Source organism: Streptomyces sp. 7N604 (assembly GCF_052245475.1).
In the GTDB taxonomy this organism is placed as follows: Bacteria; Actinomycetota; Actinomycetes; order Streptomycetales; family Streptomycetaceae; genus Streptomyces.
In genome coordinates this window covers 14,949-29,299 of record NZ_JBQQBX010000034.1, presented here as the reverse complement: position 1 = coordinate 29,299, position 14,351 = coordinate 14,949, and the positions used below count along the sequence as shown (strand labels likewise).

Here is a 14,351-nt window from a genome sequence, read left to right as displayed (position 1 = left end):
GGCTGGGCCGTCAGACCCCGGCGTAGGAGTGCTTGCCGGTGATGAAGATGTTGACGCCGTAGTAGTTGAAGAGGAAGCACGCGAAGGCGATCAGGGCCAGGTAGGCGGCCTTGCGGCCCTTCCATCCGGCGGTGGCGCGGGCGTGCAGGTAGCAGGCGTAGGCGACCCAGGTGATAAAGGACCAGACCTCCTTGGGGTCCCAGCCCCAGTAGCGGCCCCAGGCTGCCTCGGCCCAGATCGCGCCCGCGATGATCGTGAAGGTCCACAGCGGGAAGACGGTGGCGTTGATGCGGTACGCGAACTTGTCGAGGCTGGCGGCCGAGGGCAGCCGCTCCAGGACGGACGAGGCGAACGCGCCGGGCTGCTTGCCGCTGGCGTCGGCGAGCTTCGCCTCGTAGCGGTCGCGGAAGAGGTAGAGCAGCGTGCCGACGGCGCCGAGGTAGAGCACCGCGCCGGAGATGATCGCGCAGGAGACGTGGATCCACAGCCAGTACGAGTGAAGTGCGGGAACCAGTTGGTCGCTGTCGGTGTACAAGACAGTGACAGCGAGGCCGAGATCGAGGAGGACAGTCGTGACCAGGGGGAGTCCGATCCAGCGCACGTTCTTCTTCAGCGCGAGGAGGACGGCGTACGCGCCGACGGCCACCATCGAGAAGGTGGTCGAGAACTCGTACATGTTGCCCCAGGGGGCGCGCTCCACGGAGATGGCGCGGGCGAGCACGCCACCGGCGTGGATGAGGAAGGCGAGGACGGTCAGCGAGACGGCGATACGGCCGTACAGGTCGCCCTGCTCACTGCCGCCCGCGGCGCCGGGGCCGTCCGGGACGTCTCGGGCTCCGGCGACGGACCGGGTCACGACCTTGGGGCGCTCCAGCACGGCGGTGCCGCCGCCCTTCGTTGCGACCTGCACGGTCACCTTCCCGGCGGGCGCGGAGCCTGCGGCGGGGGCGGTGAGCGCGGCGGCGGTACGGCCGACCTTGCTGCGGCTGCCGAACACCCACTCCGCCATATGCGCGATGAAGGCCAGGGTGTAGACCGCCATCGCCGAATAGATCAGCACATTGCTGACGTTGGCCATGTTCTCGTTGGCCGCGACCGCGAGGTTCACGCGCGCGCTCCTTCGCCTTCGACAGGTTCAGCGGGATCGTCGTTCTGGTCTTCCGCAGCGCAGTCTTCCGCAGCCGAGTCTTCCGCAGCTGGGTCGTCCGCCGCCCCGTCGCCCGCCGCCGCGTCGTCCGCCGCCGAGGCTCCGGCGGGCGCGTCGGCGGCGGGCGCGGACTCGGCCGGTGCGTCCTCGGCCGGGGGTGCGCCGGGCTGCAGGGCCACGGCCAGGTCGGCGAGTTCCTCCGGGAGCTTGGCGGACTCACTGCGGCCGAGCCCGGCCATCTCCACGACCGTGGTGCCGTCGTCGCCGCGGACCGCCCGTACCCATACCCGTCGGCGCTGGATGAACAGCGATCCGGCCAGACCGAGCAGCGCGGCCACCGCGCCGCCGAGGGCCAGGCCGTTGCCCGGCTGGAAGGAGATCTGGAAACTGGCCCACTGCTTGACCCCGTCGAACGTGAGGGAGCCGGCACCGTTCGGCAGGGTCATGGTCTCGCCGGGACGGAGGGCCTTGCGGAGGAAGTCGCCGCTCTTGTCCTTGAACTGCTCCATCTTGCGCGGGTCGAGCTGGTACACGTTCTGCGGCACGCCGGAGTCGATGCCGAGGCTGCCGTGGAAGGCGTTCAGGGAGAGCACCGGGTAGTCGAGCGCGGGGAAGGAGGAGTGCGGGCCGCGCACCGCGTCCAGCGCGTAGGTCGGGGTGAACCGGCCCTGGAAGCCGAGCTGGTCCTTCTTGCCGTTCTTGTCGCGGTAGTCAGGGACCTTGATCACGCCGACAGAGGTCAGACCCGCGTCGCCTTGCGGCAGGAAGGCGACGGGCCCCTGGTACGCGATGTCGCCCTGCCCGTCCTTCACGGTGACGACGGGGGCGTAGCCGTGCCCGAGCAGGTAGATCTTGTTGCCCGCGACTTCGAGGGGCTCGTTGACCTCGATGGTCGAGGTCTGTTCCTTGCCGTCCGCGCCCTCCCAGTACTGCACATGGGCGCGGAACTCGCGGGGGGTGCCCTTCTGGGGGCCGGTCCGCTCGTAACTCGCATCGAAGCCGTTCAGTGAGAAGCCGAAAGGAGCCAGAGTGTCGGAATCGAAGAGGCTGCCGGACTTGAAGTCGTCGTACTGCGTGAGCGTGTTGGAGAAGCCGTCCCCGTCGACGATCAGCTTGCCGCCCTCGGACTTCCAGAGCTGCCCGACCGCAAAGGCCACCAGCATCACGATCAGCGCGCTATGGAAGACGAGGTTGCCCGCCTCTCGCAGGTAGCCCTTCTCCGCGGCGACCGCGTCGCCCTCGGTGCGGGCGCGGAAGCGGCGGCCGCCCAACAGCCGCTGTGCCGCGGCCAGCACCTGCTCGGGCTCGGCCTCCGTGCGCCAGGTGGTATAGGCGGGCAGCCGGGTGAGGCGGCGCGGGGCAGCCGGCGGGCGGCCGCGCAACTGCCCGACGAACTGCCAGCTGCGCGGGACGATGCAGCCGATGAGGGAGATGAACAGCAGGATGTAGATCGCCGAGAACCACACCGAGCTGTAGACGTGGAACAGGCCGAGCTTGTCGTAGATCGGGGCGAGCGTCTCGTGCTCAGCCCGGAACTCCTGCACCTTGACCGGCTCGGTGCCCGCCTGCGGCACCAGCGACCCGGGGATGGAGGCGAGCGAGAGGAGGAAGAGCAGGATCAGTGCGACCCGCATGGAGGTGAGCTGCCGCCAGAACCACCGCACCCAGCCGATGACTCCCAGGGCCGGGACGTTGATCTGGTCTTCGGGAGCGGTGGACAGCTGCGAGCCCGCCGCACCCAACTCGCGGTCCTCCGCGACCAGTTCGCGGTCTCCCGTGCCCAGCTCGCGGCCCTCCGCAGCGGCCTCGCGGTCTTGGGTCGCGGCGCCGCTGTCGGTCTGCGTCTCCGTTTTGGCCATTGGTTTCAGATTCCCGGGGTGAAGGTGGACGACCAGACCTGCAGATCGGCGATCATGCGGTCCCAGACCCCCGTGATGAGCAGAGCGCCGACCGCGACCAGCATCAGCCCGCCGATCCGCATCACCCACACATAGTGCTGCTTGACCCAGCTGAACGCGCCGAGCGCGCGCCGGAAGGCGACCGCGGCCAGGATGAACGGCACTCCGAGACCCAGACAGTAGGCAACGGTGAGCAGCGCACCGCGCCCGGCGCTGGCCTCGTTGAACGCGAGGGCGTTGACCGCCGCGAGCGTCGGCCCGATGCAGGGGGTCCAGCCGACGCCGAACAGCACGCCCAGCATCGGCGCGCCCGCGAGACCGATCGCGGGCCGCCGGTGAAAGCGGAACTCGCGCTGGGTGAAGCCGCCGAGGAAGCCCATGAAGGCGAGGCCCATCACGATCGTGAGGGCGCCGAGCACCTTGGAGATGGTCTCCTTGTGCTCCTCCAGCGTCAGGCCGAAGTTACCGAACAGCGCCCCGTAGGAGACGAAGACCGCGGTGAAGCCCAGGACGAACAGGGACGCGCCGCTGACCATCCGGCCGCGCCGGGCCTCGGCGAGGTCGGTGCCGCTGACCCCGGTGACGTACGAGAGGTAGCCGGGCACGAGCGGCAGCACGCAAGGGGAGAAGAATGAGACGAGTCCGCCCAGGAGGGCGACGGGTACCGCGAGGAGGAGGGCGCCGGTGAGGACGGTCTGATTGGGGTCGGTCGCTGCGGCGAGGGCGATCACGCGATCACTTCTCCGCGATCAGCGGTTCGAGCGTCTTGCGGAGTTCGGCCTCGCCGAGCGGCTTGAGCGCCCGGGCGGCGATCCTGCCTTCGCGGTCGACGATCACGGTGGAGGGGATCGCTTTGGGGTTGAGGCTGCCGGGCGGGAAGCGCAGCATCAGCTTGCCCATGGGGTCGTAGAGGCTCGGGTAGGGGACGTCGAACTCCTTCTGGAACTTCTCCGCCGGGGGCTTGTTGGGGTCACGGGTGTTGATCCCCACGAACTCCACCCCGTCCGCCTTTGTGGCGTTCGCCACCTTCACCAGGTGCGGCATCTCGGCCCGGCAGGGGGCGCACCACGAGCCCCAGACGTTGACGACGAGGATCTTGCCCTTGTAGTCGGCGAGATCAAGGGCCTTGCCCTCGATGGTCTTGCCGGAGATCTCGGGGAGCAGCTGCCGGTCGCCCGCCTTGGCCGTGTCGATGCCGCCCTCGCCGGCGACGAACTTCGTGTCCGCGGACCCTCCGGACGTACCGCCGGAGCCGCACGCGGTCAGCGCCAGGGCCGCGGCGGCGGCTCCAGCGGCGAGCAGGGCGGTGCGACGGTTCCCCCGTGCCGCAGGCCAGGGAAGGGTCGTGCGGCGTCGCGGGGCGCGGCTGGCAGACATGTGAAAAGTTTCGCATGGAGCTTCGGGGGATCTTCCGCACCCCCCTCAAGTCGTACGAAACCGCCAGTCAGGCGCGGGGACAGAGGTCAGCAGAGGCCGGGCAGCGGTCAGGAGGCGGTGCGATGTCCGACGCCCCCACGGGGTTGTTCGGCGGCCGGTAGAGGCTCTTCTTCGACTCCGGCAGCAGATACAGCCCGGAGAGGAAGAAGGTCATCGACGCGCCGTGGTCCTTGGCGAGCTTCCGGAAGCGCGGGAAAAGGCCGTCGCCGACCTCTCCCGCGCCGTCCCAGGAGAAGATCACGAACTGCGGCGGGGTCTGGCCGGGTTCGAGCCGCTCGGGCTTCGGCTGGCTCGGCTGCGGGCCGGTGCGGGCGGTCGAACCGTCACCGATCAACTGCGTCCCGAGGCCGCCGTTCCCGCCCCGGCGCCCCTTTCCCGACCCGGCGCCCGAGCATCTCGGTTCCCATCCGCACTTGCCATGCCCGATTTCTCCTACAACCGGACACGGGGTAAGAGGGAGCGACGGAGACGGTGGTTCCGGGAAGGCGCGGAGATTCCGCGCGGACTTCTCGAGGACTGCTCGCCGACTGAGCCGACTGAGCCGGGTGAGCCGACCGTGCCGGCTGAGTCGACTGAGGACTGCTCGCGGACTCAGGCGCCGAACCCCTTGGCGCCCTTCACCGATCCGCGCCCGAAGCGGGGTTGCGCGCCCGGCCGCAGATGCGCGGGTACGAGATCCCGGGCCGGTTCGCTGTAGCCCACGGACACGATCCTGTCGCCCTGGAAGGTGAAGGTCGTCAGGCTGGCGAGCGAGCACTGCCGCCGGCGCGGGTCGTGCCACAGCCGCCGCCGCTCCGCGAAGCTGCGCACGATCCAGATCGGCAACTGATGGCTGACGGCCACCGCCTCGTGTCCGCGCGCGGCGTCGCGCGCCGCGGAGAGCGCCGCCATCATCCGTACGACCTGCTCGATGTAGGGCTCTCCCCAGGAGGGGCGGAACGGGTTGGTGAGGTGCCGCCAGTTGCCGGGCCGCCGCAGCGCGCCGTCGCCGACCCCGAAGGCCTTGCCCTCGAAGACGTTGGCGGCCTCGATGAGCCGCTCGTCGGTGGCGATGTCGAGCGAGTGCCCCTTGGCGATCGGCGTCGCCGTCTCCTGCGCGCGCTCCAGCGGGGAGGAGACCACGTACGTGATGTCGCGCTCGGCGAGGTACTCGGCCACCCGGTCGGCCATCTGCCGCCCCAGCTCGGAGAGGTGATAGCCGGGCCTGCGCCCGTAGAGCACGCCGTCCGGGTTCTCCACCTCGCCGTGCCGCAGCAGATGGACGACGGTGACCGGCGCTTCGGAGGCTTCGGGAGCTTCGGAAGCTGGGAGGACGTCGGTGGCGTCGGTGGCTGGGGCGCTCTCGTTGCTCATGTCGTCCATCATGCAGATGCCTCGGCGGCGGCCCGCGCGGCGGCCGGCAGCGCGGCGGCGATGCGCTCGATCGCGGACGAGTCGTGGGCCGTCGAGACGAACCAGGACTCGAAGGCGGACGGCGGGAGGTAGACGCCCCGGTCCAGCATGGCGTGGAAGAAGGCGGTGAAGCGGTACGCCTGCTGGGCCCGTGCCTTCGCGAAGTCGGTCACGTCCTCGTCGGTGAAGAAGACGGAGAACATGTTCCCGGCCGTCTGCAGCCGGTGCGCCACGCCCTCCTTGGCCAGCGCGTCGGTCACCAGCGCCCGCACCTCCGCGGAGACCGCGTCCACGCGCGCGTACGCCGCGTCGTCGAGCAGCCGCAGCTGGGCGAGCCCGGCCGCGGTCGCGACCGGGTTCCCCGAGAGCGTGCCCGCCTGGTAGACCGGGCCGACCGGGGCAAGGTGGGCCATCACGGCCGCGCGGCCGCCGAAGGCCGCGGCCGGGAACCCGCCGCCCATGACCTTGCCGAAGGTCATCAGGTCGGGCTCGACGCCGTCGATGCCGTACCAACCCGCCCTGCTCACCCGGAAACCGGTCATGACCTCGTCGGAGATGTAGAGCGCGCCGCTCTCCGCACACAGGGACTTCAGGCCCGCGTTGAAGCCGGGCCGCGGCGGCACGACGCCCATGTTGCCCGGCGCCGCCTCGGTGATCACACACGCGATCTCGCCCGGGTGGCGGGCGAACGCGTGCCGTACGGCGTCCAGGTCGTTGTACGGCAGCACGATCGTGTCCCCGGCCTGCGCACCCGTCACCCCGGGCGTGTCCGGCAGCGCGAAGGTCGCGACGCCGGACCCGGCCGCGGCCAGCAGGGCGTCAACGTGGCCGTGGTAACAGCCCGCGAACTTGATCACCTTGGCGCGCCCGGTGAAGCCGCGGGCGAGCCGGATGGCCGACATGGTCGCCTCGGTCCCGGAGGACACCAGGCGCACCTGCTCGACGGGCGTGACCCTCGCCACGATCTCCTCGGCGAGCGCGACTTCGCCCTCGCCCGGCGTGCCGAAGGAGGTGCCGCGGGCCACGGCCGCATGCACCGCCTCGGTGACCTGCGGGTGTGCGTGGCCGAGAATCATCGGGCCCCACGAGCACACGAGATCCACGTACTCGTGGCCGTCGGCATCGGTGAGGTACGGACCGGTGCCGGACACCATGAACCGGGGCGTACCACCCACGGCACGGAACGCGCGGACGGGGGAGTTCACACCGCCCGGCGTCACGACAGCAGCGCGGTCGAAAAGTGTCTGCGAAACTGGGGCCGGAACTGAGGCATCGTACGAGTGAGTCACGTAATCCATGGTGTCAGAGCCTGACGGGGACACGCGGCGGGGCGTTTCACCGCCCGTGTGCGGGGGAGGTCTCTGGGACGATGATCGGGTTGCGCGGCGGAGTCCGCGAGTGGTCGGGTGGAGATATGCAGCGCGGTGGCGGACTGGGTGAGGGGACCGATGACCTGGGCCCCGAGCGCGCCGGCATCCCCCATGCCGAAGGCGAAGGGCGGGGGAGGCACAGGCGCGAGCGCGAGGGGAACAGTGGCGGGAGCAGGAGTGGACGGGTGGGGGTGACGTACAAATATTTCGGCGCGCCCGACGGAGCCACCGCGGCCAGGGTCCCCATTTCCATGCGCCCTGAGGAGCTCGGCGGTGACGAGCTCGGCATGGGCGGCATGTTCACCAAGATCAAGCCGGAGATGATGGCGGCCATGGTGCTGACCGGTATCGAGGGCATACCCCTGCACAAGGTGCCGCCGCTCGAGCTCGTCGTCCTGCACCCGGACTACGCGGTGGTCAAGCTGCCTATGACGGTCGTCGACCCGCTGCGGGGAGTAGGCGAGGAGGCCGTCGGAGCGGCGGCGTTCATCTGGTCGACGGTCCCGGACCGCGGGGGGCCGCGGGACGCGTTCAACGTCTACCAACTGCTGCACGAGTGGCAGGACTTCAGCCACCGGCTCCACGAGGCGGGGCACCAGCCGTACTGTCTGGTCTGGCCCTGATCCCTGGCCTGGCACTGATCCGCTGACAGCCCGCGGTCGCGACCGCACGCCGTGCCGGTCGCGACCGCGGAGACTCCCCCACCGGTCGCGACCGCGGAGACTCCCCCACCGGTCGCGACCGCGGAGACTCCCCCATTGGTTCGACGTATGTCAAACTAGATGCATGTCGAACGTGGAGACGCTTCCCGTCGTGGCGCCGGAACTGGTGTCGGATGTCGTGCCGTGCTGCCCGCCGCTGACCGAGCGACCGTTGTCGGCCGAGGAGGCCGAGCGGACCGCGGCGATGTTCAAGGCGCTCGGCGACCCGGTCCGGCTCCGGCTGTTCTCGCTGGTCGCTTCGCACGAAGGCGGCGAGGCCTGCGTCTGCGACATCTCCGATGTCGGGGTCTCGCAGCCGACGGTCAGCCATCACCTGAAGAAGCTGCGCGAGACGGGCCTACTGACGTCCGAGCGGCGCGGCACCTGGGTCTACTACCGGGTCGCGCCGGAGGTGCTGGCAGCCATGTCCGGCGTGCTGGCCCCGCGAGGCTGAGGCCGCCACCAATTCAGCCCGCCACCGCCTGTTCTCTCCCCCTCAGGCCCGGCCGTGTGCCTGCTGCGAGCGTCTCGACAGCGAGTCGATGACCACGGCCGCGAGCAGCACCCCTCCGGTGATCATGAACTGGACGGCGGCCTGAATGCCCAGCAGGGCCATGCCCGAGGCGATCGACTGGATGACCAGCATGCCGAGCAGCGCAGCCCAGGTCGTACCGTGTCCGCCGAAGAGGCTGGTGCCGCCGATGACGGCCGCGGCGATGGCGTTCATCAGCAGGATGCCGGAGCCCGAGGTCTGGCTCGCCGAGGTGATCCGCGAGGCCAGGAACAAGCCGCCGATCGCGGCCATCGTCCCGGACACCATGAAGACCGAGATCCGCACCCGGACCACGTTCACCCCCGCCCGGCGAGCCGCCTCCACGCCGCCGCCGAGCGCGTAGACCTTCCGCCCGTACGGCGTGCGGCGCAGGAGGAAGTCCAGGCCGGCGATGACGACGAGGAAGACCAGCAGGGCGAGCGGCAGGCCCTGGAAACGGTTGAGGACGTACGCGGCGGCGAACGCGATCACCGCGAGCACACCCGTACGCACGCCGATCTCGCTGAGCGGCCGGGACGGCATCCCCGCGGACAGGCGGCGCCGCCTGTCCTGGTACGAGATGAGAAAGAACGCCGCCGCGCCGAGCGCCGCCAGGCCGTACGCGGCGGCGATGTCGTTGAAGTAGTAGCTCGTCAGCTTGGCGACCAGGCCCTCGTCGTCGATGTTGATGCTGCCGCTCGAGCCCAGGACGTAGAGCATCAGCCCGTTCCAGGCGAGCAGGCCTGCGAGAGTGACGACGAAGGCCGGTACGCCGACCCGGGCGAAGAAGAACCCCTGGACCAGTCCGACTGCCGTGCCGGAGAGCGCGGCGAGGATCACGGCAAGCCCCTCCGGCATGCCGTGCTGCACGCTCAGCACGGCGAACACGGCCGCCGCGAGGCCGCTGACGGAGCCGACCGAGAGGTCGAGTTCGCCGATCAGCAGCACGAAGACGATCCCGACGGCGATCAGCCCGGTTCCCACGATGTCCACGCTGAGGTTGGACAGGTTGCGCGGCGAGAGGAAGTTGCTGTTGAGGGCGTGGAAGATGACCCAGATCAGGACGAGCCCGAGGACGACCGGGACCGAGCCGAGTTCTCCGCTGCCGAGCCTGCGCTTGAGTGCGCCGACGTAGCCCTTGAGGCCCTCCGCGAGCCGGCTCACAGCCCCGCCTCCCCCGCGCGCGGGGAGCGGCGGATCACGGCGTCGCCCGTGGCGCCGGTGATGGAGGAGATGATCTGTTCCTGGGATGTGGTGTTCACGTCGAAGAAGCCGTTGTTGCGGCCCAGGCGCAACACCGCGACCTGGTCCGCGACGGCTTTGATGTCGCCCATGTTGTGACTGATGAGCAGCACCCCGAGCCCGCGGTCGCGCAGACCGTCGACGACGTCGAGGACCTGGGTCGTCTGCTGGACGCCCAGTGAAGCGGTGGGCTCGTCGAGGAGAAGGACCTTGGGCTCGCCGAGGAGCGAGCGGGAGATGGCGACCGTCTGCCGCTGGCCCCCGGACAGCGAGGCGACGGGGACGCGCACGTCGGGGATGGTGATGGCCAGGGTGCTCAGCAGCGCGCGGGTACGGCGTTCCATCTCCACCTCGTCCAGGACGCACACCTTGCGGATCTCACGGCCGAGGAAGAGATTGCCGACGACGTCGAGGTTCTCGCACAGCGCGAGGTCCTGGTAGACGGTCGAGATCCCCAGGGCCTGGGCGTCGTGAGGGCGCTTGACCTGGACGGTCCGGCCCTCCCATTCGATGACGCCCTGGTCGGCTGGGCTGACACCCGCAATCACCTTGACGAGGGTGGACTTGCCCGCGCCGTTGTCACCCACCAGAGCGACGACCTCACCGGCGTGGATCTCCAGCTCGACATCCTTCAGCGCCTGGACGGCGCCGTAGTACTTGGAGACGCCGCGCAACGCCAGCAGGGGCGGGGCTGACACGGGCACCATCTCCTTTCCGCCTGCATTACGGGATGAGTCCGACCCTCTCGCAATCCGACCGGTACTTCGGGGTGCAGATCTGCTCGATCGTGTACATACCGTCCTTGACGACGGTCTCCTTGATGTTGTCGGCCTTCACGAAGACCGGGGTGAGCAGGACGGCCGGGACCCGGCCGGTGTCGGGGACGGTGACCTCGTCCTTGGCGATGGCGCCGAGCGGTTCACCGCGGCCCAGGGCGACGGCCAGTTCGGCGGCGGCGTCGGCCTGGGGCTTGAAGGGCTTGTAGACGCTCATGTACTGCTCGCCCTTCACGATGCGCTGTACGCCGACGAGTTCGGCGTCCTGTCCGGTGATCGGGGGCAGCGGCTTGATGTTGTTGGCCTTGAGGGACGAGACGATGCCGGTGGCCAGGCCGTCGTTGGCGGAGTAGACGCCGTCGATCCCGTCGGGACCGAGGGCCGCTATGGCGCCGGACATGTTGGTGTGGGCGTTCTCGGGCAGCCATCCGACGGTTTCGTACGCCTTGCGGATCTTCACCTTGCCCTTGAGCGCGTCCAGCGCGCCGTCCCTGAACCAGGCCGAGTTGGGGTCGGCCGGGGGCCCGTTCATCATGACGATCCGGCCGCCGTCCGCCTTGTCGCCCATGGCCTGGAGGAGCCCCTCGCCCTGCATCCTGCCGACCTCCCTGCCGTCGAAGGAGACGTACGCCGAGATCGGGCCCTCGGCGAGCCGGTCGTAGGCGATGACCGAGATCCCCGCTCCGTCCGCCTTCTCGACCGAGCTGGTGAGCGCCTTGGAGTCGACGGGGTCGAGGATCATGACCTCGACCCCGTCGATGATCATGGAGTCCACCTGCTGCTGCTGGGTGGCCACGTCCCCGCGGGCGTTGGCGTACTCGACCGTGCAGTCGCTGCACCGCTCCGCGATCCTCTTCTCGATCAGGGGCCGGTCGAACGCCTCCCAGCGAGCGGTGTAGCTGTCCGGGAGCAGCACGCCGATCTTCGGGCCGCCGCCCGTTCCGCCGGGGGAGCTCGCGCGCATGCCGCCGGACTCCGCGGCCTTGCCGCAGGCCGCGAGGCCGACGGCCAGGGACACCGCGGCCACTCCGACGGTGATGTCACGCAGACGGGTCTTCACGTGACGCACCTCCTACGTGCTGCCCGGCTCCGAGCCGCGTGGCTCCGTGTCGCCAGGCTCGCGTGAGGGCAGGACGATCTCGCTCCACACCTGCTTGCCGCCGCTGACCGGCACCGAGCCCCAGGACGCCGACATCGCCTCGACGAGGAGGATGCCCCGGCCGCCGGTCGACTCCCAGTCCACGATCACCGGCTTGGCGGGCGCGCGCGGCGACGAGTCGCTCACGGCGATGCGCAGCCGGTCCGCGGTGAGCCTGAGGTCGAGGCGCACCGGGCCCTGCGTGTGCACCAGGGCGTTGGTGACCAGTTCGGAGACGACCAGAAGGATCACATCGGTCTCCTCCGCCAGTTTCCAGGAGCGCAGCGTGCGCGCGGTGAAGCGACGCGCGTGCATAACCGCGTCGGGCAGCCGCCACACCGTCCAGCTGGCTCGTATCGGCCGGACCTTCATCCCGTCGTAGCGCAGGAGCAGCAGCGCCACGTCGTCGTCGCGCCGTCCCATGTCGCCGAGCAGCGCGTCGGCCACCCGCCCCGCGTCCGACGGGTCCGCTGCGGCGAGATCCTCACGGACACGGCGCATGCCGTCATCGAGGTGGAGGCTCGAGGACTCGACCAGGCCGTCCGTCATCAGGGCGAGGAGCGCGCCCGGGGCCAGACCGACCGTGGTGAGGGGGAACTCGGCGTCCGCGAGCACCCCCAGCGGGGGCCCGCCCTCGGCCGCCAGCTCCTCGGTGGTGCCGTCCGGCAGGCGCAGCAGCGGCGGTAGGTGGCCGGCCCGCACGATCCAGGCGTCGCCCTCCTCCATGTCCAGCTCGACGTAGCAGCAGGTGGCGAACAGGTCCGTCTCCATGCCGACGAGCAGGCGGTTGGCGTGGGAGACGACCACGTCGGCCGGGTGGCCCTCCACGGCGTACGCCCTGATCGCCGTGCGCATCTGGCCCATGATCGTCGCGGCCCCGGCGCTGTGCCCCTGCACGTCCCCGATGACCAGCGCGACCCGGCCCTCGGAGAGCGGGATGACGTCGTACCAGTCGCCGCCCACCTCGAGCCCCATCATCGCGGGCAGATAGCGGGCGACGGCCACTCCTCCGGCGAGCGGCGGAAGCCTGCGCGGCAGCAGGCTGCGCTGGAGCATCGTGGCGAGCTCGTGCTCGGCGTCGAATGCGTGGGCGCGCTTGAGGGCCTGGCCCACGAGACCCGCGGTGGCGGTCAGCAGGGACCGCTCCTCGGGGCCGAACGCGTGCGGCTCGTCCCAGCCGACCAGGCACGCGCCGACCACCCGGCCGTCGGCCGGGAGCGGCAGGACGGCGAGGCCGCCGGGCCCTACGCCGGACAGGCCGGGCTCCAGCGCGGTGCCCGCGGGCCACAGGCTCGTACGGCCCTCGCGCATCGCCGCCTCCAGCGTGGGCAGGGCGCGGATCGGCGCGTCCGGCCACTCCGAACGCCATTCGGACCGCCAGATGTGCGGCCACGCGCTGGGCTCCGGAGGGTCGAGGACGGTGACGACCAGCCGGTCGGCCTCGAGCTCGGCGAGCGCCACGCGGTCGGCTCCCAGCGGGTCCCGCAGCGCCGCGACCACCACCCGGCTGACGTCCCGGATGGTCGTCGCGTTGGCCAGCGTGGCGGACAGCCGCTGCACCCGGGAGACCTCGTCCGCGGTGGGCCGCAGATGCGAGGCGTCGGCGACCACGCCGACCACACGCTCCGGCCTGCCGGCGGCGTCCGCCAGCACCCGGGCGCGCAGCCGCAGCCAGCGCAGCTCGCCGGTGGGCCGGCGGATGCGGAACTCCAGCTCGCGGCCGCCGGAGGCCAGCTGGCTCGGCTCGACGATGGACATCAGCGCGGGCAGGTCGTCCGGGACGGTGTGCGCGAGGAGGGTCTCCACCCGGCCGTCGAAGTCGTCCGGGGCGATGTCGACGAGCTCGAGCACCCGGGCATCCGCCTCGATCCGGCCGGTGCTCAGGACGAGGGTGAACGAGCCGACGTGGAGCGGGTCGAGGGCGGGGCCCAGCAGCGACTGCGGCTCCGTCTGGCGGGGGTCCGCGGCCTGCGGCTCTTGGGGGTGGGGCTCTGTGGGGTGGGATTCCTGGGGGTGGGACTCCGTCTGGTGCGGCTCCGTGGGATGGGACTCCGTACGGGGGGGCTCCGTGCGGCCGGCGGCCCGGGCAGCGTTCGCCTCACGGCACGCCTCGAGCCGGTCGGCGACCTGGTCGGCGTACAGCTCGAGGACATTGCGCCGCTCGGCGTCGAAGCCGTCCCCCGCGTCGTCCACGACGACCAGGCAGCCCAGCCGCCTGCCGTTCGTACCGAGCGGCAGCGCGCCCAGGGACACGTCGGGCGGAGGCGTGTCCGGATCGGTCTCCTGGTAGGCGGCGAGATCGGCGGGGTTCAGCCAGAGGGGGCGGCCGGTGCGGCAGGCGTCGGCGACGGGAGACCGTTCGGACAGGGCGTAACTCGCCGACAGCTCGTACAGGGCTCCGGGCCCCCCGGCCGTCTCGGCCAGTCGCAGCTCATCGCCCTCTTCGCCGACTACATAGACAGCGGCAAGCGCGGCCCCGGCGAACACAAGGACCTGCTCCGTCACAGCCTGCTCCACCCCCGCGCTCTGCAGGCCGGCGTCGCATGCCCCGACTGTCAGGTCCGCCCGCGGCCTGGGGACTCCGACCCCGGCGCCGCCTTCGCTGGACATATCGTCAACCCACCTCGTGTCCATACTGTGCGTCCTGACGGACAGGGGCTAGTCAGACGACGGCGTGATGTTCGGAAGCCCGGGGGCGGGGATGGCCCCGGGGCGGCG

The 14,351-nt window shown here is 70.8% G+C and carries 12 protein-coding genes and 1 pseudogene; 2 read left to right on the top strand and 11 right to left on the bottom strand.

The features are described 5' to 3' along the window. Window positions 1-10: 10 nt before the first annotated feature. From ccsB to hemL, 7 genes and pseudogenes are all read right to left on the bottom strand, one after another. Window positions 11-1,108 carry a c-type cytochrome biogenesis protein CcsB gene (ccsB, locus tag ACTWP8_RS30970; RefSeq protein WP_443325397.1) on the bottom strand — a complete coding sequence of 366 codons (1,098 nt, stop codon included), beginning with the start codon at window positions 1,106-1,108 and terminating at the stop codon, window positions 11-13. Further along, entirely contained in the window at window positions 1,105-3,006 is a 1,902-nt protein-coding gene (resB, locus tag ACTWP8_RS30965) for a cytochrome c biogenesis protein ResB (RefSeq protein WP_443325396.1), read from the bottom strand. Before resB ends, ccsB begins: the two co-directional genes overlap by 4 nt. A 5-nt stretch (window positions 3,007-3,011) precedes the next feature. Further along, a complete protein-coding gene (locus tag ACTWP8_RS30960) occupies window positions 3,012-3,773 on the bottom strand; it encodes a cytochrome c biogenesis CcdA family protein (RefSeq protein ID WP_443325446.1) in 762 nt (253 codons plus the stop codon). A 7-nt stretch (window positions 3,774-3,780) separates the two neighbouring features. Then, window positions 3,781-4,422 (bottom strand): TlpA family protein disulfide reductase, encoded by a 642-nt coding sequence (locus ACTWP8_RS30955; protein WP_443325395.1) that lies wholly within the window; start codon window positions 4,420-4,422, stop codon window positions 3,781-3,783. 121 nt (window positions 4,423-4,543) lie between these two features. Further along, window positions 4,544-4,909 (bottom strand): annotated as a pseudogene (locus ACTWP8_RS30950) (hypothetical protein); the annotation flags it as partial. Between the two features lie 164 nt (window positions 4,910-5,073). Beyond that, a complete protein-coding gene (locus tag ACTWP8_RS30945) occupies window positions 5,074-5,835 on the bottom strand; it encodes a histidine phosphatase family protein (RefSeq protein ID WP_443325394.1) in 762 nt (253 codons plus the stop codon). Window positions 5,836-5,843: 8 nt separating this feature from the next. Next, window positions 5,844-7,172 (bottom strand): glutamate-1-semialdehyde 2,1-aminomutase, encoded by a 1,329-nt coding sequence (hemL, locus tag ACTWP8_RS30940; protein WP_443325393.1) that lies wholly within the window; start codon window positions 7,170-7,172, stop codon window positions 5,844-5,846. 116 nt (window positions 7,173-7,288) lie between these two features. Between hemL and ACTWP8_RS30935 the strand changes: the two genes are divergently transcribed. Next, entirely contained in the window at window positions 7,289-7,867 is a 579-nt protein-coding gene (locus ACTWP8_RS30935) for a hypothetical protein (RefSeq protein WP_443325445.1), read from the top strand. Between the two features lie 163 nt (window positions 7,868-8,030). Then, window positions 8,031-8,399: an ArsR/SmtB family transcription factor gene (locus ACTWP8_RS30930; RefSeq protein WP_443318993.1), complete on the top strand. Its 369-nt coding sequence runs from the start codon at window positions 8,031-8,033 to the stop codon at window positions 8,397-8,399. Between the two features lie 42 nt (window positions 8,400-8,441). On the opposite strand, the gene ACTWP8_RS30925 is transcribed toward ACTWP8_RS30930, so the two are convergent. From ACTWP8_RS30925 to ACTWP8_RS30910, 4 genes are read right to left on the bottom strand one after another with little or no spacing between them, the layout of a single operon-like run. Continuing rightward, window positions 8,442-9,641, bottom strand: coding sequence for a sugar ABC transporter permease (locus tag ACTWP8_RS30925; RefSeq protein WP_443325392.1), 1,200 nt, complete (start codon window positions 9,639-9,641; stop codon window positions 8,442-8,444). Continuing rightward, a complete protein-coding gene (locus ACTWP8_RS30920) occupies window positions 9,638-10,426 on the bottom strand; it encodes an ATP-binding cassette domain-containing protein (protein ID WP_443325391.1) in 789 nt (262 codons plus the stop codon). The genes ACTWP8_RS30925 and ACTWP8_RS30920 overlap by 4 nt, the downstream gene beginning before the upstream one ends. Window positions 10,427-10,442: 16 nt before the next feature. Then, a complete protein-coding gene (locus tag ACTWP8_RS30915; protein WP_443325390.1) occupies window positions 10,443-11,555 on the bottom strand; it encodes a sugar ABC transporter substrate-binding protein in 1,113 nt (370 codons plus the stop codon). A gap of 12 nt (window positions 11,556-11,567) precedes the next feature. Then, the gene (locus ACTWP8_RS30910; RefSeq protein WP_443325389.1) at window positions 11,568-14,243 is read right to left on the bottom strand and encodes a SpoIIE family protein phosphatase; all 2,676 of its coding nucleotides are present in this window, start codon (window positions 14,241-14,243) and stop codon (window positions 11,568-11,570) included. Window positions 14,244-14,351: the final 108 nt, after the last annotated feature.

Excerpts from the sequence above, each read along its gene's own strand:
- resB (WP_443325396.1), bottom strand. The coding sequence starts at position 3,006 with ATGGCCAAAACGGAGACGCAGACCGACAGCGGCGCCGCGACCCAAGAC.
- ACTWP8_RS30945 (WP_443325394.1), bottom strand. The coding sequence starts at position 5,835 with ATGAGCAACGAGAGCGCCCCAGCCACCGACGCCACCGACGTCCTCCCA.
- ACTWP8_RS30935 (WP_443325445.1), top strand. The coding sequence starts at position 7,289 with ATGCAGCGCGGTGGCGGACTGGGTGAGGGGACCGATGACCTGGGCCCC.
- ACTWP8_RS30955 (WP_443325395.1), bottom strand. The coding sequence starts at position 4,422 with ATGTCTGCCAGCCGCGCCCCGCGACGCCGCACGACCCTTCCCTGGCCT.
- ACTWP8_RS30910 (WP_443325389.1), bottom strand. The coding sequence starts at position 14,243 with ATGTCCAGCGAAGGCGGCGCCGGGGTCGGAGTCCCCAGGCCGCGGGCG.
- ACTWP8_RS30920 (WP_443325391.1), bottom strand. The coding sequence starts at position 10,426 with ATGGTGCCCGTGTCAGCCCCGCCCCTGCTGGCGTTGCGCGGCGTCTCC.
- ACTWP8_RS30930 (WP_443318993.1), top strand. The coding sequence starts at position 8,031 with ATGTCGAACGTGGAGACGCTTCCCGTCGTGGCGCCGGAACTGGTGTCG.
- hemL (WP_443325393.1), bottom strand. The coding sequence starts at position 7,172 with ATGGATTACGTGACTCACTCGTACGATGCCTCAGTTCCGGCCCCAGTT.